The following is a 20,922-nucleotide window of genomic DNA, read 5'->3' as shown; positions in this document are numbered from 1 at the left end:
AGGTGATCACCATAAAACAGGAACGGCGCCCTGCGGCCAACGTTGGCCGCAGGGTGATCTCCAACCTCACCCTCGTGCCCACGCCATGAATAGCCAATACCGCAAGCCGCTGCCCGGCACCCGCCTTGACTACTTTGACACCCGCGCCGCGGTGGATGCCATCAAGCCCGGTGCCTACGCCACCCTGCCCTACGTTTCCCGCGTGCTGGCCGAACAGCTGGTTCGCCGCTGCGAGCCGGCGCTGCTCACCGACGCGCTGACGCAACTGATCGAACGCCGCCAGGACCTGGATTTCCCGTGGTATCCGGCACGAGTGGTGTGCCACGACATCCTCGGCCAGACCGCGCTGGTGGATCTGGCCGGCCTCCGCGACGCCATCGCCGACAAGGGCGGCGACCCGTCGCAGGTCAACCCGGTGGTGCCGACGCAGCTGATCGTCGACCACTCGCTGGCGGTGGAGTGCGGCGGCTTCGACCCCGATGCCTTCGCCAAGAACCGTGCCATCGAAGACCGCCGCAACGAGGACCGTTTCCACTTCATCAACTGGACGCGCACCGCGTTCAAGAACGTGGACGTGATCCCGGCCGGCAACGGCATCATGCACCAGATCAATCTGGAGAAGATGTCGCCGGTGATCCAGGCGCGCGACGGCGTCGCCTTCCCCGACACCTGCGTCGGCACCGACAGCCACACCCCGCACGTGGACGCGCTGGGCGTGATCGCCATCGGCGTCGGCGGCCTGGAAGCCGAAACCGTGATGCTGGGCCACCCGTCCATGATGCGCCTGCCCGACATCGTGGGCGTAGAGCTCACCGGCCAGCGCCAGAGCGGCATCACCGCCACCGACATCGTGCTGGCACTGACCGAGTTCCTGCGCAAGGAGCGCGTGGTCGGCGCGTGGGTGGAGTTCTTCGGCGAAGGCGCCGACAGCCTGTCCATCGGCGACCGCGCCACCATCTCCAATATGTGCCCGGAGTACGGCGCCACCGCCGCCATGTTCTACATCGACGGCCAGACCATCGACTACCTGAAGCTCACCGGCCGCGAACCGGAACAGGTGGCGCTGGTGGAAAACTACGCCAGACTCACCGGCCTGTGGGCTGACGACCTGGCCACCGCGCAGTACCAACGGGTGCTGGAATTCGACCTGTCGAGCGTGGAGCGCAACATGGCCGGCCCGTCCAACCCACACAAACGCCTGCCGACCTCGGCACTGGCCGAGCGCGGCATTGCGGCCAACCTTGCCGCGGCGCGCGAGCAGGAAGCGCAAGGGCTGCTGCCGGACGGCGCGGTGATCATCGCCGCCATCACCAGCTGCACCAACACCAGCAACCCGCGCAACGTGGTCGCCGCCGCGCTGCTGGCCAAGAAGGCTAACCAGCTGGGCCTGACGCGCAAGCCGTGGGTGAAGACCTCGTTCGCCCCCGGCTCCAAGGTGGCCAAGCTGTACCTGGAAGACGCCGGCCTGCTCGGCGAGCTGGAGCAGCTCGGCTTCGGCATCGTCGCCTACGCCTGCACCACCTGTAACGGCATGTCCGGCGCGCTGGATCCAGCCATCCAGCAGGAAATCATAGACCGCGACCTGTACGCCACCGCGGTGCTGTCCGGTAACCGCAACTTCGACGGCCGCATCCACCCCTACGCCAAGCAGGCCTTCCTTGCCTCGCCGCCGCTGGTGGTGGCCTACGCCATCGCCGGCACCATGCGCTTCGACATCGAGCGTGACGTGCTGGGTGTGGTCGACGGCCGCGAAATCCGTCTGAAGGACCTGTGGCCGAGCGACGAGGAGATCGACGCCATCGTCGCCGCCAGCGTGAAGCCGGAACAGTTCCAGCAGATCTACATCCCGATGTTCGATCTGGGCACCGCCGAGCAGGCCAAGAGCCCGCTGTACGACTGGCGCCCGCAGTCCACCTACATCCGCCGTCCGCCGTACTGGGAAGGCGCTCTGGCCGGCGAACGCACCTTGCGCGGCATGCGCCCGCTGGCGCTGCTGCCGGACAACATCACCACCGATCACCTGTCGCCGTCCAACGCCATCCTAGCCAACAGCGCCGCCGGCGAATACCTGGCGAAAATGGGCCTGCCGGAAGAGGACTTCAACTCCTACGCCACCCACCGCGGCGACCACCTCACCGCGCAGCGCGCCACCTTCGCCAACCCGCAGCTGGTCAACGAGATGGCGGTGGTGAACGGCGAAGTGAAAAAAGGCTCGCTGGCCCGCGTCGAACCGGACGGCCAGGTGATGCGGATGTGGGAAGCGATCGAGACCTATATGCAGCGCAAGCAGCCGCTGATCATCGTCGCCGGTGCCGACTACGGCCAGGGCAGCTCGCGTGACTGGGCGGCCAAGGGCGTGCGTCTGGCCGGGGTGGAGGCGATTGCCGCCGAGGGTTTCGAGCGCATTCACCGCACCAACCTGGTGGGCATGGGCGTGCTGCCGCTGGAGTTCAAACCCGGCGTCAACCGCAAGACGCTGAACCTCGACGGCAGCGAAACCTACGACGTGCAGGGCGACATCGCGCCGCGCGGCGAGCTGACGCTGGTGATCCACCGCCAAAATGGCGAGCGCGTGGCGGTGCCGATGACCTGCCGTCTGGACACCGCCGCCGAAGTGCGCGTCTACCAGGCCGGCGGCGTACTGCAGCGCTTCGCCCAGGATTTCCTGGCCGGCCAACCGGCTTGAGCATCAAGCGGCAGGCACCGTCCAGTGGTGCCTGCCACGTAACCGGGAACAGGCAATATGGAAAAGACCTATCATGGCAGTTGCCATTGCGGGGCTGTCACCTTTGAAGCAGACCTCGACCTGAGCCAACCCACCTACCGTTGCAACTGTTCAATCTGCCGACGCACCCGCTTCTGGCCCGCCATCGCCCGGGCCGGGCAGTTCCGCCTGCTGACCGGGCAAGCCGAGCTGACCCAGTACCTGTTCAATACCCGGAAAAATCAGCATTACTTCTGCAAACACTGTGGCGTGCGTTGCTTCGGCATCGGCACCGAGACCCCGTCCGGCCTCATGTATGGCGTCAATCTGGGTTGCCTCGACGATGTCAGCGACACAGAACTGGCACAAGCCCCCATCACCTATGTGGATGGTCGTGACGAGCACTGGGATCGGCCACCGGCGGTGTTTGCCCACCTTTGAGGATAGTCATGACTCATCAAGCTCAAGCCCGCATTGCCGCTACCTACATCCGCGGCGGCACCAGCAAGGGCGTGTTCTTCCGCCTGCAGGACCTGCCCGCCAGCTGCCAGCAGCCCGGCCCGGCGCGCGATGCGCTGTTCATGCGGGTGATCGGCAGCCCGGACCCCTACTCCGCCCACATCGACGGCATGGGCGGCGCCACCTCCAGCACCAGCAAATGCGTGATCCTGTCCAAAAGCACCCAGCCCGATCACGACGTCGACTACCTGTACGGCCAGGTCGCCATCGACAAGGCCTTCGTCGACTGGAGCGGCAACTGCGGCAACCTGTCCACCGCTGCCGGCGCCTTCGCCATCCACGCAGGCCTGGTGGACCCGGCACGCATTCCGGACAACGGCGTGTGTGTGGTACGCATCTGGCAGGCCAATATCCGGAAAACCATCATCGCCCACGTGCCAGTGACCAATGGCCAGGTACAAGAAACCGGTGATTTCGAACTGGACGGTGTCACCTTCCCGGCCGCCGAGATCGTGCTGGAGTTCATGGATCCGTCGGATGACGGCGACGACGGCAGCGCCATGTTCCCCACCGGCAAACTGGTGGACGAGCTGGAAGTCCCCGGCGTCGGCACCTTCAAGGCCACCATGATCAGCGCCGGCATCCCCACCGTATTCGTCAACGCGGCCGACATCGGCTATACCGGCACCGAGCTGCGCGAGGCCATCAACAGCGACCCGGCGGCGCTGGCCCGCTTCGAGGCCATCCGCGTGGCCGGCGCGCTGCGCATGGGCCTGATCAAGACCGCGGAAGAAGCCGCCACCCGGCAGCACACGCCCAAGATTGCCTTTGTCGCGCCGCCGCGCGACTACACCGCGTCCAGCGGCAAGGCCATTGCCGCCGGTGATGTAGACCTGCTGGTGCGGGCGCTGTCCATGGGCAAGCTGCACCACGCCATGATGGGCACCTGCGCGGTGGCCATCGGCACTGCCGCCGCCATTCCCGGCACGCTGGTAAACCTGGCCGCCGGTGGCGGCGAACGCAGCGCGGTGCGCTTCGGTCATCCGTCCGGCACCCTGCGCGTCGGCGCCGAGGCAGTGCAAGAAAACGGCCAATGGAAGGTCACCAAGGCCATCATGAGCCGCAGCGCGCGGGTGCTGATGGAAGGCTGGGTACGGGTACCCGGCGACATCCTGTAAGCAGCGGCAAGCCGTTGCGCCCCGGGCCACACCGTTGCGGCCAACCTTGCCGATAGTGCACGACCGAAACAGGCCGGCTCACCCACAAGTGAGCCGGCCTTTGTCTTGTTCACGACGACCACTGGCGGATAGCACGCCAGCAGCATTCTCGCGCCGATACAGGCGTGTTAGATTCGGCACCTCAGCGCACAACCGCAGCGATTACCCATGAAAAAACATCTACGGATGGCCGGCTGGCTGCTGGTCGCACCACTGGCCCTCGCCAACCCCGGTAAACTGGTGATCCTGCTCGACGACAGCACCGAGATGCCACTGGCCAGCCTGCAAGGCGCCACACTGCTGGCCGGCATTCATCTTGACCTGGGCCAGGCGCTGGCCAGCGAACTGGGCAAGCAGGCCAGTTTCCGGGTATTGCCGCGCAAGCGGATCAGCAGCAGCCTGCAAAACGGCGATGCCGACCTGGTGTGCCTGTACCTGCCCGAGTGGCTGCCCGGCCCGTTCCGCTGGTCCCGGCCGTTCCTGCCCAATGCCGACCTGCTGGTCACCCGCCGCGACCAGCCACGCCCCGGCAGCATCGCCGCGCTGGCCGGACAAAGCATCGGCACCATTCACGGCTTCCACTACCCGGAACTGGAAGCCCGCCTCGGCAGCAATCTTGTCCGCGACGACGCACCCAACGCCAGCAGCAACCTGAAAAAGCTGGAAGCCGGTCGCACCCGCCACGCCGCCGTCAACCAGCTCTACCTGCGCTACCAGCAAAAACTGGGACAATTACCGGTCGCACTGCACCCGCCACTGGTACTCAATAGCTACCGCGCCGGCTGTGCGCTATCCCGCCACAGCCGGATCAGCCTGCCGCAGCTCAATCGCGCCATCGCCCGACTGCTGCACGACGACACCGTGCCGCGCATCTTGGCAAAATACCGCTAGCTGACCGCCGCCCGGCAACGCAGTCGGCCTCGACCATCACCCCGGTAGCGCCCGCCGCCCTTCTCGCCGCTGCAGCGCGCCTGCGGTTCGACCGCGGCGCCGCGCGGCGCTAGAATCGCAGGCTGTTCACAAGGAAAACACCATGCAGCAGATCATCGATTTCATCCTGGAACTGGACAAACTGAAGGGCGTCACCCGCAAGACGCGGCCGCTGGGGCTGGAACGGCAGGAAAACTCCGCCGAGCACAGCTGGCAGATCGCAATGCTGGCGGCGTCGCTGGCGCCGTACGCGGCGGAGCCGGTTGACATCAGCCACGTGGTGGCGATGCTGCTGGTGCACGACATCGGCGAGATCGACACCGGCGACACCATCGTCTACGCCGAGGACGGCTGGGAAGAGCGCAAAGCGGCGGAGCTGGCGGCGGTGACGCGGATTTTCGGCCTGTTGCCGGAAACGCAGGCGCAGCGTTTCATGGCGCTATGGCTGGAGTTCGAGGACGGCGAGACCGCCGAGGCGCGCTTTGCCCACGCCGCCGACCGCGCGATGCCGGTGCTGCTGAACCTGGCCAACAACGGCCAGAGCTGGCGCGAAAACGGCATCAGCCACGCACGCGTGGTGCGGCGCATCGGCCCGCCGATCCAGAGCGGCTGTCCGGCGCTGTGGGACTACCTGATCGAGCGGCTGGCCCACGCACAGCAGCAGGGCTGGTTCGGCGCGGACTGAGCACCTGCTCAATGTCGCCGCAACGGATCTCAATGGGACGATCCGGCGTTAAAAACGCCTTCGGCATGCTGGTTTATATCCAGTTAAACGCCGCTTCCTCAGTCGTTTTTGCCTTGTCTCGCCCTGGCTAGCGAGACTTTGAACCGGTTCCGAGCACACCCCGAAAACAAACAGGCCCGGCGCAGCGGCGCCGGGCCTGTTTGTCTGTGTACCGCCTCGCCCTCCGGCGAGACTGCGGCCAAGGTTGGCCGCAACGGCGGGATTTAGTCAGGCCCAGATGCGGCGCATCGCGGCCTCGACATTGCGGCAGTCGTCGTAGTCGACCCGCCCCTGGATCGCGTAGTCCGGCAGCGCGGTATTGCGCGCCTCAGGCGACGCCATCGGCATGCCCTGGCGGTTGTACAGGCAGTAGGCCTGCGGCGCGTTATTGGTGCTGCGCTTCTTCACCACCGCGATTTCACCGTTTTTCAGCTTGACGATGGTGCCGGGCGGGATCAGTCCCAGCGCCTTGATCAGCTTCTGGATCAGCGCATTGTCCAGCTGCTGGCTCTGCCCGACATACAGGTCGCGCATCGCCGCCATCGGGAAGTAGGCCTTGGGCCGGTACGGCCGTGGCCGGGTCATCGCGCAGTAGACATCGGCCACCGCCAGCAGGCTGCCGTGCAGCGAGATGGCGCCGCCGGACAGGCTCAGCGGGTAGCCGCTGCCGTCCTGGCGTTCGTGGTGCTGCAGCACCGCCTCCAGCCACAGCTCGTCGTCGACACCGATGTCCTTGAGGATGGCGCAGCTGGTGATCGGGTGCTGGTTGATCTCGCGGCGTTTTTCCTCGGTCAGCCCGCCACTGTGGTTGGCAAGGCTGTAGATGCCGATGTCGTGGGTGAGCGCGGCGCAGATCAGCGAATGCTGCTGTGCTTTGTCCAGACGGCCGTCGGCTTCGGCCAGCAGCGCGCTGACCACGCCCACCGACAGGTGGTGGCGCAGCGCGTACTCGCCTTCGTGAAACAGGTGGATGGCGGCGATGGCGGCTTCCGGGTCCTGCTGGCAGGCGGCCTGCAGGCGGCCGGCCAGCGAGCGGATACGGGCGATGAACTGATCGCGATGGACATCGGCCTGCTGGTCGACCAGCATCGCGTTCAGCGTCACCGCCGCGTGCTGCACCAGCGCGAACACCGGCTCGCGCAGCTGTTCCGCCCGCGGCGTGCTGGCAGCCGGCGCCACCGGCGCAGCTCCGGGCACCACTTCCTTGTGGCCCATGGCCAGCAGTTTTTGCTTGGCGCCGGGGTCGCGCAGCACCGAGCCCTTGTTCAGCAGCAGATGGCCATCCGCGTTGTACACCGCCTGCTCCAGCGGTTTGCCCAGCATCACATCGGCGGGCGAAAGCTGTTTGAGTGCCATGGCAGCCACTTCCTATTGAAACAATCGGCCATTATTAATTCCAAATGGCATGGCTCGCTTGATCTGCGTCAAGCACGGGAGTGGGCTGTCGCGATATAGCGACGTCATGAACTGACGTGGCATGACGGACGTGGCGGTAGGTGTCAGCCACGTGACGTCTGATCTGATTTTTCGGGAATAGCAGCGAGCGGCCAACCTTGCCGTGGCGGCAGGCGGAAACAACAGGCTAGGGAAAAGGCAGCGGACATACGGCCTGACCGGCATCACCAGTCAGCAACACAGGGCGAAGACAGCCACCCCGGCTGCCGGCCGCCGCCTCAGCGCTGGCGGCGCTTGTTACCGCGTTCGGTCAGCAAAAAGGCGGGATCAAGGTCGAACAGCATGCCGGTGCGCCCGGTCTGCGACTGGCAGGCGATCAGCATCGCCCGGTTGATCGCCTCTTTCTTGCTGACCCCCCACCACTCGATCATCTTGTCGAGCGCCTTTTGCGCGTCGCGCGACAGCTCCACCGTCACCGACAGTTCCTGCAGGCGGTTGCGACGCAGCTCGCGCGAACGACGCTTGCGCTCGGCAGCCGTCATCGCGCGCTCGCCCAGCGGCTTGCGCCCGGGTTTGGCGCGGCTGCCGCCGATTAGGTCCATGGTGTAGTGGTCGCAGGGGTCTCGCATGCCGGGGCGGGGTAATTTGAAAGGGGCGCAAGGATACCACGAAGCCAGCCCGCGGCGCGAACGCCCGCGCAATATGACAAAATGGCACAAAAACAAGAACGATTCTCGATTAAATTGACCACACTAACTGCGAGTGATTATCATGAATCCTTCGTTTCACTACCCATTCATCACGCCGGATTCCATCATGCGCAAAACCCTGCTCGCGGCCGCCTTGCTCGGCGCCCTGCTCTCTCCTGTCCACGCCTCGGCCGCCGAGGTCAGCCGCGAGGCAGTGGTACAGCAATACAGCCAGATCGTGTTCGCCAGCTACGAAGATTCGCTGCTCACCGCCAAGGCACTGCAGAACGCGATCAACGCCTTTGTCGCCGCCCCGAGCGAAGCCGGCCTGAACCAGGCACGCCAGGCATGGTTGGCCGCACGCGAGCCATACGGCCAGACCGAAGCCTTCCGCTTCTACGGCGGCCCGATCGACGACGCCCGTGGCCCGGAAGGCCAGATCAACGCCTGGCCGCTGGACGAAGCCTATATCGATGGCGTCAAGGGCAAGCCGAGCGCAGGCGTGGTCAACAACCGCAAGGTGGTAATCAGCAAGAAGCTGCTCAGCTCGCTGAACGAGCGCGGCGGTGAAGAAAACATCTCCACCGGCTACCACGCCATCGAATTCCTGCTGTGGGGCCAGGACTTCGACAGCAACGGCGCCGGCAAGCGCAGCTACACCGACTTTGTCGACGGCCAGGGCAACAACGCCGACCGCCGCCGCGAGTACCTGAAAACCGCCGCCGAGCTGCTGGTCGACGACCTGGGCTATCTGGTTGCCGCCTGGCAGCCGAACAGCAACAACTTCCGCGCCAGGTTCGAGAAAAAGCCGGACGCGCTGCGCCAGATGCTGGTTGGCATCGGCGTGCTGTCGCGGGCAGAACTGGCCGGCGAGCGTATCGAAGTGGCGCTGGACAGCCGCAACCAGGAAGACGAGCACTCCTGCTTCTCCGACAACACCCACCGCGACATCGCCACCAACGCCCGTGGCATCCAGAACGTGTGGCTGGGCGAGTACACCCGCGTGGACGGCAGCCTGCTCAAGGGTGCCAGCCTGCGTGATCTGGTCGCCGCCAGCAATGCCAAGGCAGCCGAGCGCGTGACCGCCGACATGGCCGCCACCCAGGCCCGCGCCGAGGCGATCAAGGCGCCGTTCGACCAGGAAATCGTCAACAAGGACGGCCGCAGCCGGGTGCAGGCCACCGTCGCCGCGCTGAAGAAACAGGCCAGCAGCCTGGTGGAAGCCGCCAAGGCCATCGGCATCAAGAAGCTGAACGTCAACGGCTAAGCACACCTGCCATCGGCCATCGCCATCACCCCGCCCGGTTCGCCGGGCGGGTTTTTGCCTATTCGGAATGCACCATGACAAAACTCTTTCTGCGCCCCGCCTCGTGGCTAGCCGCCGGCCTGATCCTCGGCGGGCTGGTCGGCTTTACCTCGCTGCCGGAGCTGGCACCGTATCACGACGGTGATGAAAAGCTGGGCGGCGATACCACCGTGTACGAGACCGGCCGCAACGCCTTCTCGCTGTCGGCCGCCAATATGGCGTCGGAACGGCAGACGCGCTTCTTTGTCGGCAACTCCTTCTTCAAGAAGGCCTGGGTCGAGGCGCCGTCGTCGACCACCGCCCGCGACGGGCTGGGACCACACTTCATCGCCCGTTCCTGTGGCGCCTGTCACGCGCTGGACGGCCGCGGCGCACCGCCGCAGTTCGACAAGCAGCTGCAGGCCGAGCAACCGATGGCACTGCTGTTCCGCCTGTCCGTCCCCGGCGCCAGCGACCCGCAGCCGGAACCGAACTACGGCGGCCAGTTCAACAACGACGCCATTCCCGGCGTGAAGCCGGAAGGTAAGGTACAGATCATCTACCAGCCGCAAACGGGCAGCTTCCCCGATGGCGAGCCGTTCGAGTTGCTGCAGCCGCAGTACCGCTTTACCGAGCTGGGCTACGGCCCGCTGCATCCGCAGCTGCAGGTATCGCCGCGCATCGCGCCGCAGATGATCGGTCTCGGCCTGCTGGAGGCGATCCGCGAGCAGGACATCCTCGCCAACGCCCGCGCGCAGGCTGCGGCCAACCTTGGCGTGTCCGGCCGCGCCAACTACGTGCCCGATGCCTACGCCGGCAAAACCCTGATCGGCCGCTTCGGCTGGAAGGCCAACGTCGCCACCATCGCCCACCAGTCCGCCGGCGCCTTCAATGGCGACATCGGCATCACCTCGCGCCACTTCGCGCAGGAAGAATGCCTACCCGCGCAGCGCGACTGCCGCCAGGCCGCGCGCGGCGGCAAGCCGGAAATCCCGGCCGACAAGCTGGATGCGGTGATCTTCTACAGCCGCACGCTGGCGGTGCCGGCACAGCGCGAGGCCGACAGCGCCGAGGTGCGGCGCGGCAAGTGGCTGTTCAGCCAGGCACAGTGCAGCAGCTGCCACGTGGCCAGCTACACCACCGGCCCGCTGCGCGGCCTGCCGGAAGTATCCGGCCAGAAGATCAGCCCCTACACCGACCTGCTGCTGCACAACATGGGCCCGGGCCTGGCCGACGGCCGCCCCGACGGACTGGCCAATGGCCAGGAGTGGAAAACGCCGCCGCTGTGGGGCATCGGGCTGTTTGCCGACGTCAACGGCCACACCCGCTACCTGCATGATGGCCGCGCGCGCAACCTGAGCGAAGCCATTCTGTGGCACGGCGGCGAGGCCGAGGCCGCCAAACAGCGCTTCATGGCCTTCAACAAGACCGACCGCGCCGCCCTGCTGCGCTTCCTCGAATCCCTTTGAACCTGAAGCCGGCACCCCACCCTGGTGCCGGCGACAGCGGAGCGATCATGCAACTGAAATCCGTTTTGACCCTGTCGGCCTTGCTGCTCGCCGGCGCGGCCCACGCCGACACCGCCGCGCCGCAGGATGCGACGCCGCGCTACGTGCAGTACGTGCTCAACGACACCCTGCTGCCGCGCTACCAGCAGCTGGCCACCGCCAACCGTGCGCTGGCCAGCCAGCTGCAGCACAGCTGCGCCCAGCCTGGTGATGCCGGCCTGGCGGCGGTACGCCAGCAGTGGCAACAGGCCTACGGCAGCTGGATGCGCGTCGCGGCGCTGAACTGGGGGCCGACGGCGCAGCTGCGCAGCCAGCGCACCATCGCCTTCAAGCCGACGCGCACCGCGCTGGTCGACAGCGCAGTCAGTCGCAGCGCCGCGCAGGAGGCCGACGTCTTCGACACCACCGGCACCGCGGCCAAGGGCTACACCGCCATCGAATACCTGCTGTACCGCCCCGCCGCCAGCCTGGCCACGCCCGGCGTCTGCACCTGGCTGCAACGCAACGCCGACGACATCGGCGAGCACAGCGCCGAGCTGCAGCGCCAGTGGCAGCGTTTTGCCGCGCGCATCAGTGCCGGCGAAAGCGCCGACGACCTGCCGTCCAGCCAGCAGGCGCTGGAGGAAATCATCAACCTGACCCTGGCCGGCAACAACGAGCTGCACAAGGAATTGTCGCGACTGGCTAGCCAGAAGCCGGAGCTGGTCAGCGGCCAGCGCAGCCACAGCGGCAAGCCGCTGCTGCAGGCGCAGTTCGACCTGCTGCAACAGCTCTTGATCGGCGGCAAGGGCAAGGACTTTGCGCTGGCCCAGCTGCTGGCGCAGGGCCCACAGCCAGCGCTGGCGCAGCAGCTGCGACAGCGGGTAGCAGCGGTGGGCAAGGGGCTGGCGCTGCTGCCGGACGACCTGGTGCAGGTTGGCCGCAGCGGCAAGGAGAAGGCGGCAGTGCAGGCGCTGGCCGCGCTGCTGACCCTGCTGGAAGGCCCGGTTGCCGACAGCCTGGACATCACGCTCAGCTTCAATGAATCCGATGGCGACTGATCCGCAACGCCGCAGCCTGCTGCAGGGCGTGGCCGCCGGCCTGCTGGCATGGCCGCTGCGCAGCCTGGCCGGCGAGACAGCGCTGCAGCTGCTGTCGGCCTACGACGTTGGCCGCAACGAGCACCGCGTTGGCGCCGCCGGCCGCAGCACAGCCGGCACCCTGCCGCAGCGCGGCCACCACATCGCGCTGCTGCCCGGCCGGCCGCACGAGTGCCTGGTGTTCGCGCGCCGCCCCGGCAGCTTCATCGCGCGCCTCGACTGGCACAGCGGCGCGACACTGGCGTGGTACGACTATCCCGACGACCGCCACGGCTTCGGCCACGGCATCGTGCTGCCCGGCGGCGTGCTGGCCACCACCGACAGCAATATCGACAGCGGCGACGGCATCCTGACCCTGCGCGACGCGCTGACGCTGGCACCGCTGCACGAGCTGCCGTCCGGCGGCATCGGCCCGCACCAGCTGCTGCCGCTGCCTGACGGCCGCATCCTGGTCGCCAACGGCGGCATCCTGACGCTGCCGGAGAGTGGCCGCATCAAGCTCAACGTGCACAGCATGCAGCCCAGCCTGGACATCATCGATCTCAACGTTGGCCGCAGCGTGGCGAGCTTCCGCCTGCCGGACAACAAGCTGTCGCTGCGCCATCTGGCGGCGGTGGCCGACGGCCACTACGCGGTAGCCCTGCAGTACGAGGGCGAAGGCAGCGCGCCGCTGGCCAGCCTGTGGCACGAAAACAGCGGGCTGCGCAACCTGCCGCTGCCGCCGGAACTGGCCGCCACCTGCAACGGCTACGCCGCCAGCGTGGCGGCGACGCCGACCCGCATCGCCTGCACCGCCACCAAGGGCGACCAGGTGGTGTTCTGGTCAGCCGCCGGCGAGTTTCTGGGGGCGGTGGCGCTGAGCAAACCGGCCGGCATCGCCGCGACGCCGGACCAGCGCCACTTCATCGTCAGCAACGAACTGGGCGACATCGTGTGGATCGACAGCCAGCAGCTGCAGATCGTCGCCGCGCGCAGCCAGCGCTTCCCGGTGAAGTGGGACAACCATCTGGTGCTGTTGTGATTTGAGGCCGGTGGTTTAACCGTGGCGCCGGCCCTAGTCGTCCACCGGCAGCGCCGGCAGGCCGTGGCGCGCACGGGCGCGGTTGCAGGCGCGCTCGTAGATGCCGACATCGGCCAGCGCGCCGAATTCGCGGCACGGCGACGGCCGGTCGGCGTAGATGCTGCAGCTGACCGACTCGCCGACAGTGCCCTGCAGCGCAACGCAGCGCAGGGTGTGCTCGTCGGTGCCGCACATGCGCATGGTGTTGCCGATCTCGACTACCGCCATGCCCGGCGGCACGCCGCGGCGCTCGGGGCCGGCCAGTTCGGTGCGGTGAAACGACACCCGGAACGCGGCGCAACAGGCGCCGCAACTGGTACAGGAAACAGGATAAGCGGCCATCGGCTATCTGGAATGCGGTGAAAATGGTAAAAGTACAGGTATTACCGCAACCTGGCCATCGCCGCAAGTGACGCAACCGACCCGACCACAGCTGACCGCCGCCGGCCTGGTGTTCCCGCACCCGGAACACGGCATCGCAAACCTCGCCGCCCGCCTGCACGGCAGCCACAGCCCCTGCCCGCCGCTGCAGCACCCGTCGCTGGCACGACTGGAGCAGGCGCAAACCATCATCCTGCTGGTCATCGATGGCATGGGCTGCCAGCAACTGGCCGAGCTGTCGCCCGGCGGCTGGTTGCGCCAGCAGCAAACGCTTGCGCTGACGTCGGTGTTTCCCAGCACCACCACCAGCGCCATCACTACTTACCTCACCGGGCTGCCGCCCAGCGTGCACACCCTCACCGGCTGGCATCTGGCAGCGCCGGAGGTCGACGCCGTGGTCACGCCCTTGCCGCTGACGGTGCGCCACCGCGGCCGCCACACCCCGGACGACCCGGCGGAGCTGGCGCGCGCGGTGTACCGCACGCCATCGGCGCTCACCGGGCCGCGACGCCAGATCGTGCTGCAGCCGAACTACATTCTCGATTCCGCCTACAGCCTGCACCACGGCGGCAGCGCAGCGCGCCAGGGCTGGAGTTCCTACGAAGACCTGTTCCGTCAACTGGACACGCTGCTGCGCGAGGCCAGCGTGCCGCAGTTCATCTACGCCTACATCCCGGACCTGGATTCGATCATGCACCACAAGGGCACCACGCACCCGCGTTGCCGCCAGCTGTTGCAGCGTATCGAAGCGCACTGCGCCGCCTTTGCCGCCACGCTGTCCGGCCGCGACGCGGTGCTGTGCATCAGCGCCGATCACGGCCAGATGGACATCCCGCCGCCGCGCCTGCTGCAGCTGCGCGACTTCCCGGAGCTGGCCGCCTGCCTGCGCCAGCCGCTGTCCGGCGAACCACGGGTGGCGTTCTGCCACGTGAAGCCGGAACGGCTGGCGGACTTCCCGCAACTGGCCGCACGCCTGCTCGGCCATGCCGCGTGGTGCCTGCCGGCGACGCAGCTGCTGGACGAGGCCTGGTTCGGCCCCGGGGCCGACGCAAACGACCCGAGGTTGGCCGCACGCGTCGGCGACTATGTGCTGCTGCTGAAAGAGGACTGGGGACTGCTGGATTCGCCGGCCGACGCCCCGCTGCCCAAACTGCTGGGCAACCACGGCGGGCTGTCTGCCGCCGAGATGATGGTGCCGCTGATCGTGATTGACGGAAAAGAAGGAGTAGCAAGTGATGAGTGACCCGACGATACGCCGCGCCGGACACAACGACCTGACCGCACTGGCGGTGCTGTTTGACGAGTACCGCCAGTTCTACGGCGAAAGCAGCGACCGCGAGCTGGCACGGCGCTTCCTGCAGGCGCGCATGACCAAGAACGAATCGGTGATTTTCCTGGCGGAACACAGCGACGGCGAGGTGCTCGGCTTCTGCCAGCTGTACCCGTCGTTCTGCTCGCTGGCGGCGGCGCCGATCTACGTGCTGTACGACCTGTTCACCCGGCCGCAGGATCGACAGCGCGGCATTGCCAGCGGCCTGCTCGGCCACATCGAACGCTACGCCCGCGACAACGGCTTCGTGCGGCTGGAGCTGTCCACCGCCCGCGACAACCAGGCCGCGCAAAAGCTGTACCACACCAAGGGCTGGGTGCGCGACGAGGTGTTCCTGCACTACGGCAAGGCGACCCTGCCACAGGAATAGGCGTCGCTAACAAACCCCTGGCTCTGTATTGCGCCGCCTTGGCTCAGCTGCGGCGCGGGGCTTTGTCAGCGACCCTGAACCGGTCTGACTGCCGCCGTTGGCCGCCTCACTGCGGCCAACGTTCGCGCCACTGCTGCAGGTCGCGGCGCGTGATGCTGCCGGGGAACACCACCCGTTCGCGCACACTGTCCTCGGCCTCGCCCAGCTTCATCAGGCCGAAGTCCAGCTGTGCGCCACCCAGGTCCGGTGGTGTCACCACCCCCATGCGGTCCAGCCATGTCGACTCCAGCCCGGCCTTGATGTATTGCTGCGGCTGGCGCAGCACTTGACGCAGGTAATCCAGCTTGCCCGGCAGCGACAGCTGCTTGCCCATCACCGCCAGTTCCGCATCCAGTTGCTGCAAGCGTTGCGGCAGCTCGTCATCCCTGACGTCGTCGCGGCCGCGCAGTGCGGCGGCGTTGATCAGCGTCTGGCCGCCGGCCGCCAGCCGCAACAGCACGCGCTGGCGCTCGGCCTCCAGCTGCTGACGGCGGGCATCGAACAGCGCCACCCGCCGCGCCAGGTCGCGGCACAAGGCGTTGAACGCCTCCATGCCGGCCAGTTGCCGCAGGTTTTTCAGGCTGTCGTAGGCTGCCACCACACGGTGCTGCTCGAAGCTGATCACCTGCTGCGGCACGTCGTTCTGTACCTGGCCATCGGGCAGCAGCTGGCTGCCGAGGCGCTGGCGCGCCTGTGGCTGCATTACCAGCAGCAGGTAGGCGGTGTCGGGATTGGAAGGATGGGAGAAGTACTGCTGCAGCGCCTCGCTGCCCTGCAGCACGCGACACAGGCTTTCCGGCGACGCGAACAGCAGGCCGACGCGGCGGTCGGTGGTGTAGCCGGCGGGGCTGAGATCCAGCGGCGCCGGCAAGTGCTCGATCAGCTCGCTGGCGTAGCGCAGGGTGTCGCGCACGCCGCGCTGCAGCTGTTGCTGGCTGCGCGGCAGCAGCCGCACCTTGGGATCGACCTCGTCGATCAGCCGCTCCACCGCCTGCGACACCTCCTGCCGCCCCCAGGGGCCGCCGCCGCCCAACCACCGCTGCAAAAAGAAGCTCATCACCCTGCCCGCTTTATCGTGACTGTGTCCCTGCCGGCTGCGTGAAATGGCGACCAACAAGGTTGGCCGCAAGGCCAGGAATCAGGAGAACTGTTCGTCCGCCGCCAGGTAGCGCCACTTGCCGGTCGGCAGGTCGCCCAGCATCACCTTGCCGATGCGGATACGCTTGAGGCCGACCACGTGCAGGCCGACGGCCTCGCACATGCGGCGGATCTGGCGCTTCTTGCCTTCCTTCAGGATGAAGCGCAGCTGGTCGTCGTTCTGCCACCACACCTTGGCCGGGATCAGCGCCTTGCCGTCCAGCGACAGGCCGTGGTTGAGCAGGCGCAGGCCTTCGTCGGACAGATCGCCCTCGACGCGCACCAGGTACTCCTTTTCCACGTCGGAGGTTTCGCCGATCAGCTCTTTCGCCACGCGGCCGTCCTGAGTCAGCACCAGCAGGCCGACCGAGTCGATGTCGAGGCGGCCGGCCGGTGCCAGCCCTTTCATGTGGTCGCGCGAGAAGCGCAATCCGGATTTGTCGTCTTCCCAGTGGTTGTCCGGCGTGATCAGCGCCGCCGCAGGCAGGTAGCCCATCTCGGCCTGGCCGGAGACGTAGCCCATCGGCTTGTTGATCAGGATGGTGACGCGGCGCTCCTGCGCCTGGGTCATTTTCTTGTCGAGCTGGATGTCGTCGCCGGTCACCACCTTCTGCCCCAGCACCGCCACGCTGCCGTTGACCTTGACCCAGCCCTGCTCGATATAGCTGTCGGCCTCGCGGCGAGAACAAAGCCCCATTTCAGCCATGCGTTTTGAAAGTCGTACGGGTTCCATTCTTCACTCCGGAGTAGCGTCAGGCCGCAAGCGGCACCGCGCGTGTAATAACAGGCCGCGTATTGTAGTGAGCGCCGCCCGATTGGCAAAGCGCTGATTACGTGGCGCCGGGGGCCGCCGACTCGCCCTGGCGCACGCGTTCGAACAGGCAGACGGTGGCCGCCATCGCCACGTTCAGCGATTCGGCGTGGCCGGGCATCGGAATGCGCACGCGGCGGTCGCAGGCGGCCAGCACCGGCGCCGACACGCCCTTGCCCTCGTTGCCAAACACGAAGGCCACCGCACCGCGCAGGTCTTCGCTGTACAGCGACACGCTGCCTTCCAGGTGTGTCGCCAGCCGGGCGCCGGGCCAGCGCGCCAGCTCGGCGACGAGATCGGCCTGCTCGTGGATCTGCAGCACGAAGTGGGCGCCCATGCCGGCGCGCAGCACCTTGGGCGAATAGACATCGACGCAGCCCTTGGACAGGTACACCTGGCGCACGTTGGCCGCAGCGGCACAGCGCAGGATGGTTCCCATATTGCCCGGGTCCTGTACGTCGTCCAGCAGCACCGCCGCCTCCTGCTGCGCGGCGCTGCCCTGTGGCCGCGGGCACAGCACCAGCACTTCCGCCGGTGTCGCCAGCGCGGTGACCTTGGCCAGCACCGCGGTACTGACCAGGCTGCACGGCACGGCACGGTCGATGCGACTCTGCAGCGCCAGCCATTCCGGATGCTGCTGCGCCGCCTCGTTGACGTACACCGCGTGCAGTGGCAGCCCGGCGTCCAGCGCGGCCTGCAGCAGGTGCAGTCCTTCCAGTACCAGCAGTTGTTGCTTGCGCCGCTCGCGGGCGTTGTCCAGCAGCCGCGCCAGCGACTTCATCTCGTCATTGGCAGCCGAGGTAATGATTTTATGGAATGTCATGCCTAGAAAGTGAGTTGCGACACCCGGAATACCGTTTCCTTGAAGCGGTGGTAGGTGTCGTCGTCGATCGCCTTGTTGCTGCGATAGTTGTCAACAAAGAAGACTCCGGCCAGCTTGTGGCCGGAAAACACCGACATGCAGGCGAAGTGGCCTTCGCCGAGATGGGTGAAGAATTCGTCCTGGTATTTGCGCGCCAGCTGCGCGCGCGTCGAGGCCGGCGCATGGAAGCTCTGCGGCCGGCTGGTGAGCAGCGCGAAGAACGAGCCCGGCTCCAGCGCCACGATGTGCTTGCGCAGCGGGTGGTTGTCTTCCAGCCCGATCTGGTAGCGCATTTTCAGCGAATGGCTGGGCTGGTCGTAGCGCAGGAACATGATGCGTTCGAACTGGATGTCGTTGGCGAGATGGCGCAGCGACTCCAGCAGCGCCTTTTCCAGCTGCTGCTCGCCGGTGAGGGAGGCGACTTCATCCTGCTTGTTTCGCTCCGGGAACGGGCCGGGAATGTACAGGTAGGCTCGCGCCGGATAGGTGTAGCCCAGCGCGCGCGGGTGGCGTGCCACCTGCAGGACCGCCTGCTGCACCACCTGCTGCGCGTCGTCGACCCGGCAGCCGATCAGCTTGGCCGCCGCCTCGATGCCGATATTCCACTGCGGCCGCCACCAGCCCTGGTCCACCGCGTTGGCGGTGGCAATCGCCAGCTTCAGCAGCTGCTTGCGGCGGTTGACCGGCCCGGCGCCGAGGGTGTTGAGCAGGCCGGACGGCAACGGCATGCGCTGGATGAACTGCTCGACGATCTTGGGATAGTCCAGCGCGAACACATCCGATACCTCGTGCAGCAACGGCCCGCCCGGAATGCGGTTACGATAGATCAGGTACAGGCAGGCCGGCAGGTTGTACACCAGCGCCGCGATGAAGCAGTCCTCGACCTTGTATTCACCAGTGATCGCCAGCCATTCCTTGATGATGAAGGCGGCGACCCGCGAGCGCCCCAGCCAGTCGCCGACGGCATCGACCACCTCCTGGTCCAGTTTGCCGTGCACCGTGGAGAGCGCCGGAATCTGGCGATAGCGCGCGGTGATCACCTCCAGTCCCAGCATCATCAGCATCTGCTCGACGGTGGGGTGCGCCTCGCTGCGCTGCAGTGCGCGCGAGGCGCCGACCAGCCGCATCAGGTCCAGCAGCAGGAAGGGATCGGACAGGGTCAGGTTGGCCAGCTCGGAAAACACGATGCGATCGCCGGGCAGCGACAGCATCTGCCGCACCTCGACCGCGGTGGCCGGCAGGATCGGCCAGCGGTTTTCCGACAGCGATGACAGCCAGTTAGCGATGTCCATGATTGTGTCCCCAGATGAGGAGTTCTTTTTGTAATGGCCCGTTCAGTGGCAGCCGTTGCTGCGGCGGCACCGCCGCGATCCCGAAGCTGTTGCTCACCAGCTGCGCATGGTTGGCCGCATGCTGCTGGAAGTGCGCCCACACCCGCGCCATCGGCGCCGGCGACAGGAAGGCATGGATCACGTCGAAACGTGACCAGTCCAGATCCCAGAAATTGCCGTAATGCAGGCTGACATTGGCCGGCCGCCCGGCGCGCAGGTAGCGCCAGCGCGACCACAGCCACGGCAGCAGCGCGTTTTCCACACCGCACAGCTGCAGGTCGGCACGCTGTCGCGCCAGTTGCAGCACCACCCGGCCGTCACCGCTACCCAGATCCAGCACCGCCGCGCCCGGCGGCAGCCAGTGCGCCAGCGTGGCGATGCTTTCCTGCGACGACAGGTACAAGGGTACCCGCTCGGTCAGCGCATTGCGACTGAGCGCAAACAGCAGCACGAAGCCGCACAGATACAGCCACGGCGCCCACTGCTGCCACAGCGCCAGCACCACCAGCGGCATGAACAGCAGGTGCAGCAGGCGCTGCGGCAGCGAACAGCGCAGCACGCTGGCCAGCAGCAGCGCCAGCAGGCACTGCGCCGCCAGCCAGGGCAGCGGCGTCGGCAACGGCGCCCAGAACACCCAGGCCAGCAGCACCGCCAGCAGCTGGATGCCGGCATGACGCAGCAAGGCGGTCAGCCTCATGGCGCTGCCGGTGCTCCTGGAGCCGCCGCCATCGGCGCCGCTTCTGCAACAGGTCCCTGACCACGAATCTGGCTCTCGGTTTCCTCATTCAGAATCACGATGGCGATACGGCGGTTTTCCGAGCTGAACACGTTCTGCTTGTTCAGCGGATCCGCCGACGCCAGCCCGACCACGCGCAATACTTTCTCATCCAGCATGCCGCCGGCGATCAGCTCGCGGCGCGCGGCATTGGCACGGTCGGCCGACAGCTCCCAGTTGGTATAGCCGGTGGCCGCCCCGGCAAAGCGGGTGGCGTCGGTATGGCCGGAGATGCTGATCTTGTTGGTCACTTCGTTCAGCTCACGGCCGATTTCCTGCAGCAGCACGCGGGTGTGCTCCATCGGCAGCGCGCCGCCGGACTGGAACATCGGCCGGTTCTGCTCATCGATCAGCTGGATGCGCAGCCCTTCCGGCGTCATCTCCAGCTTGACCTGGTCCTTGAACGACTTCAGTACCGCGCTCTGCTCCATCTTCTGCTGCAGCTTTTGCTGGATGCGCTGCTGCAGCTTGCTCAGTTCTGCCCGCTTCTGCCCGCTGGCCGGGTCCGGATTGCCACGCTTGACCTGGCCGGACTGCCGCGTTAGATCGGTGCCGCCGCCGGGGATCACCGCGGTGGCGTCGCCAGCCCCCTCGCCGCCCTGCAGCGCCAGCTTCAGCGGCATCTGGAAATACTGCGAGATGCCGCTGAGAGCGCCGGCCGAAGTCGAGCCCAGCAGCCACATCAACAGGAAAAAAGCCATCATCGCGGTCACGAAGTCGGCGTAGGCGATCTTCCAGGCACCGCCGTGGTGGCCGCCGTGGCCTTTCTTGATGCGTTTTACGATGATGGGGCGTTGCGATTCGTCAGCCATTGTCAGCCGTGGCCTCGTTTTGAG

General features: G+C 66.8%; 20 protein-coding genes. 11 read left to right on the top strand and 9 right to left on the bottom strand.

Annotated elements, in window-relative coordinates:
• Positions 1 to 85: 85 nt before the first annotated feature.
• From acnD to NOM55_RS01655, 5 genes are all read left to right on the top strand, one after another.
• A complete protein-coding gene (acnD, locus tag NOM55_RS01675) occupies positions 86 to 2,686 on the top strand; it encodes a Fe/S-dependent 2-methylisocitrate dehydratase AcnD (RefSeq protein ID WP_255907222.1) in 2,601 nt (866 codons plus the stop codon).
• Positions 2,687 to 2,743: 57 nt separating this feature from the next.
• A complete protein-coding gene (locus NOM55_RS01670; RefSeq protein ID WP_255907221.1) occupies positions 2,744 to 3,145 on the top strand; it encodes a GFA family protein in 402 nt (133 codons plus the stop codon).
• Positions 3,146 to 3,153: 8 nt separating this feature from the next.
• Complete coding sequence (gene prpF / locus NOM55_RS01665; RefSeq protein ID WP_255907220.1) at positions 3,154 to 4,341, top strand: 2-methylaconitate cis-trans isomerase PrpF; 1,188 nt, start codon at positions 3,154 to 3,156, stop codon at positions 4,339 to 4,341.
• Between the two features lie 207 nt (positions 4,342 to 4,548).
• Positions 4,549 to 5,271 (top strand): ABC transporter substrate-binding protein, encoded by a 723-nt coding sequence (locus NOM55_RS01660; RefSeq protein ID WP_255907219.1) that lies wholly within the window; start codon positions 4,549 to 4,551, stop codon positions 5,269 to 5,271.
• Positions 5,272 to 5,413: 142 nt separating this feature from the next.
• Positions 5,414 to 5,995, top strand: a complete 582-nt coding sequence (locus NOM55_RS01655) for an HD family hydrolase (protein ID WP_255907218.1) — start codon at positions 5,414 to 5,416, stop codon at positions 5,993 to 5,995.
• A gap of 267 nt (positions 5,996 to 6,262) precedes the next feature.
• Here NOM55_RS01655 and NOM55_RS01650 read toward each other — a convergent pair whose 3' ends face one another.
• Positions 6,263 to 7,390, bottom strand: a complete 1,128-nt coding sequence (locus NOM55_RS01650) for an HD-GYP domain-containing protein (protein ID WP_255907217.1) — start codon at positions 7,388 to 7,390, stop codon at positions 6,263 to 6,265.
• 317 nt (positions 7,391 to 7,707) lie between these two features.
• Positions 7,708 to 8,031, bottom strand: coding sequence for a hypothetical protein (locus NOM55_RS01645; RefSeq protein WP_255907216.1), 324 nt, complete (start codon positions 8,029 to 8,031; stop codon positions 7,708 to 7,710).
• A gap of 169 nt (positions 8,032 to 8,200) precedes the next feature.
• Here NOM55_RS01645 and NOM55_RS01640 point away from each other — a divergent pair, with 169 nt between their 5' ends.
• The 4 genes from NOM55_RS01640 to NOM55_RS01625 all read left to right on the top strand — a co-directional run bounded on the left by NOM55_RS01640 (position 8,201) and on the right by NOM55_RS01625 (position 13,011).
• On the top strand, positions 8,201 to 9,385 hold the full coding sequence (locus NOM55_RS01640; protein WP_255907215.1) for an imelysin family protein: 1,185 nt from the start codon (positions 8,201 to 8,203) through the stop codon (positions 9,383 to 9,385).
• A 74-nt stretch (positions 9,386 to 9,459) separates the two neighbouring features.
• Positions 9,460 to 10,872 carry a di-heme oxidoredictase family protein gene (locus NOM55_RS01635; RefSeq protein WP_255907214.1) on the top strand — a complete coding sequence of 471 codons (1,413 nt, stop codon included), beginning with the start codon at positions 9,460 to 9,462 and terminating at the stop codon, positions 10,870 to 10,872.
• Positions 10,873 to 10,919: 47 nt separating this feature from the next.
• Positions 10,920 to 11,951, top strand: coding sequence for an imelysin family protein (locus NOM55_RS01630; protein ID WP_255907213.1), 1,032 nt, complete (start codon positions 10,920 to 10,922; stop codon positions 11,949 to 11,951).
• Positions 11,941 to 13,011: a DUF1513 domain-containing protein gene (locus NOM55_RS01625; RefSeq protein ID WP_255907212.1), complete on the top strand. Its 1,071-nt coding sequence runs from the start codon at positions 11,941 to 11,943 to the stop codon at positions 13,009 to 13,011. Before NOM55_RS01630 ends, NOM55_RS01625 begins: the two co-directional genes overlap by 11 nt.
• Positions 13,012 to 13,044: 33 nt before the next feature.
• Here NOM55_RS01625 and NOM55_RS01620 read toward each other — a convergent pair whose 3' ends face one another.
• Positions 13,045 to 13,392, bottom strand: a complete 348-nt coding sequence (locus NOM55_RS01620) for a YkgJ family cysteine cluster protein (protein ID WP_255907210.1) — start codon at positions 13,390 to 13,392, stop codon at positions 13,045 to 13,047.
• 67 nt (positions 13,393 to 13,459) lie between these two features.
• On the opposite strand from NOM55_RS01620, the gene NOM55_RS01615 reads away from it, so the two are divergent.
• Both NOM55_RS01615 and NOM55_RS01610 read left to right on the top strand, forming a co-directional pair.
• Positions 13,460 to 14,674 (top strand): alkaline phosphatase family protein, encoded by a 1,215-nt coding sequence (locus NOM55_RS01615; protein ID WP_255907209.1) that lies wholly within the window; start codon positions 13,460 to 13,462, stop codon positions 14,672 to 14,674.
• On the top strand, positions 14,667 to 15,131 hold the full coding sequence (locus NOM55_RS01610; protein WP_255907208.1) for a GNAT family N-acetyltransferase: 465 nt from the start codon (positions 14,667 to 14,669) through the stop codon (positions 15,129 to 15,131). Before NOM55_RS01615 ends, NOM55_RS01610 begins: the two co-directional genes overlap by 8 nt.
• Positions 15,132 to 15,237: 106 nt before the next feature.
• Here the strand turns inward: NOM55_RS01610 and NOM55_RS01605 are convergent, their stop codons facing one another.
• The 6 genes from NOM55_RS01605 to motB form a co-directional block, all read right to left on the bottom strand.
• Positions 15,238 to 16,227: a hypothetical protein gene (locus NOM55_RS01605; RefSeq protein WP_255907207.1), complete on the bottom strand. Its 990-nt coding sequence runs from the start codon at positions 16,225 to 16,227 to the stop codon at positions 15,238 to 15,240.
• Positions 16,228 to 16,308: 81 nt separating this feature from the next.
• Positions 16,309 to 17,040 (bottom strand): pseudouridine synthase, encoded by a 732-nt coding sequence (locus NOM55_RS01600; protein ID WP_047966297.1) that lies wholly within the window; start codon positions 17,038 to 17,040, stop codon positions 16,309 to 16,311.
• A 97-nt stretch (positions 17,041 to 17,137) separates the two neighbouring features.
• Positions 17,138 to 17,941, bottom strand: coding sequence for an RNA methyltransferase (locus NOM55_RS01595; RefSeq protein ID WP_255907205.1), 804 nt, complete (start codon positions 17,939 to 17,941; stop codon positions 17,138 to 17,140).
• A gap of 2 nt (positions 17,942 to 17,943) precedes the next feature.
• Positions 17,944 to 19,272, bottom strand: a complete 1,329-nt coding sequence (locus tag NOM55_RS01590; RefSeq protein WP_255907204.1) for an HDOD domain-containing protein — start codon at positions 19,270 to 19,272, stop codon at positions 17,944 to 17,946.
• Positions 19,259 to 20,008, bottom strand: coding sequence for a class I SAM-dependent methyltransferase (locus NOM55_RS01585; protein ID WP_255907203.1), 750 nt, complete (start codon positions 20,006 to 20,008; stop codon positions 19,259 to 19,261). Before NOM55_RS01585 ends, NOM55_RS01590 begins: the two co-directional genes overlap by 14 nt.
• A complete protein-coding gene (gene motB / locus NOM55_RS01580) occupies positions 20,005 to 20,898 on the bottom strand; it encodes a flagellar motor protein MotB (RefSeq protein ID WP_255907202.1) in 894 nt (297 codons plus the stop codon). The genes NOM55_RS01585 and motB overlap by 4 nt, the downstream gene beginning before the upstream one ends.
• Positions 20,899 to 20,922: the final 24 nt, after the last annotated feature.

It is taken from the genome of Vogesella sp. AC12, assembly GCF_024437575.1.
In the GTDB taxonomy this organism is placed as follows: Bacteria; Pseudomonadota; Gammaproteobacteria; order Burkholderiales; family Chromobacteriaceae; genus Vogesella; species Vogesella indigofera.
Note: the sequence above shows the minus strand (reverse complement) of the source record. Positions and strands in the feature narration are given on the sequence as shown.

Bases quoted from the DNA above. Each gene is read 5' to 3' on its own strand.
- NOM55_RS01590 (WP_255907204.1), bottom strand. From the start codon at position 19,272: ATGGACATCGCTAACTGGCTGTCATCGCTGTCGGAAAACCGCTGGCCG.
- NOM55_RS01650 (WP_255907217.1), bottom strand. From the start codon at position 7,390: ATGGCACTCAAACAGCTTTCGCCCGCCGATGTGATGCTGGGCAAACCG.
- acnD (WP_255907222.1), top strand. From the start codon at position 86: ATGAATAGCCAATACCGCAAGCCGCTGCCCGGCACCCGCCTTGACTAC.
- motB (WP_255907202.1), bottom strand. From the start codon at position 20,898: ATGGCTGACGAATCGCAACGCCCCATCATCGTAAAACGCATCAAGAAA.
- NOM55_RS01640 (WP_255907215.1), top strand. From the start codon at position 8,201: ATGAATCCTTCGTTTCACTACCCATTCATCACGCCGGATTCCATCATG.
- prpF (WP_255907220.1), top strand. From the start codon at position 3,154: ATGACTCATCAAGCTCAAGCCCGCATTGCCGCTACCTACATCCGCGGC.
- NOM55_RS01660 (WP_255907219.1), top strand. From the start codon at position 4,549: ATGAAAAAACATCTACGGATGGCCGGCTGGCTGCTGGTCGCACCACTG.
- NOM55_RS01595 (WP_255907205.1), bottom strand. From the start codon at position 17,941: ATGACATTCCATAAAATCATTACCTCGGCTGCCAATGACGAGATGAAG.
- NOM55_RS01620 (WP_255907210.1), bottom strand. From the start codon at position 13,392: ATGGCCGCTTATCCTGTTTCCTGTACCAGTTGCGGCGCCTGTTGCGCC.
- NOM55_RS01605 (WP_255907207.1), bottom strand. From the start codon at position 16,227: ATGAGCTTCTTTTTGCAGCGGTGGTTGGGCGGCGGCGGCCCCTGGGGG.
- NOM55_RS01625 (WP_255907212.1), top strand. From the start codon at position 11,941: ATGGCGACTGATCCGCAACGCCGCAGCCTGCTGCAGGGCGTGGCCGCC.
- NOM55_RS01610 (WP_255907208.1), top strand. From the start codon at position 14,667: ATGAGTGACCCGACGATACGCCGCGCCGGACACAACGACCTGACCGCA.
- NOM55_RS01645 (WP_255907216.1), bottom strand. From the start codon at position 8,031: ATGGACCTAATCGGCGGCAGCCGCGCCAAACCCGGGCGCAAGCCGCTG.
- NOM55_RS01630 (WP_255907213.1), top strand. From the start codon at position 10,920: ATGCAACTGAAATCCGTTTTGACCCTGTCGGCCTTGCTGCTCGCCGGC.
- NOM55_RS01655 (WP_255907218.1), top strand. From the start codon at position 5,414: ATGCAGCAGATCATCGATTTCATCCTGGAACTGGACAAACTGAAGGGC.
- NOM55_RS01635 (WP_255907214.1), top strand. From the start codon at position 9,460: ATGACAAAACTCTTTCTGCGCCCCGCCTCGTGGCTAGCCGCCGGCCTG.
- NOM55_RS01600 (WP_047966297.1), bottom strand. From the start codon at position 17,040: ATGGAACCCGTACGACTTTCAAAACGCATGGCTGAAATGGGGCTTTGT.
- NOM55_RS01585 (WP_255907203.1), bottom strand. From the start codon at position 20,008: ATGAGGCTGACCGCCTTGCTGCGTCATGCCGGCATCCAGCTGCTGGCG.
- NOM55_RS01670 (WP_255907221.1), top strand. From the start codon at position 2,744: ATGGAAAAGACCTATCATGGCAGTTGCCATTGCGGGGCTGTCACCTTT.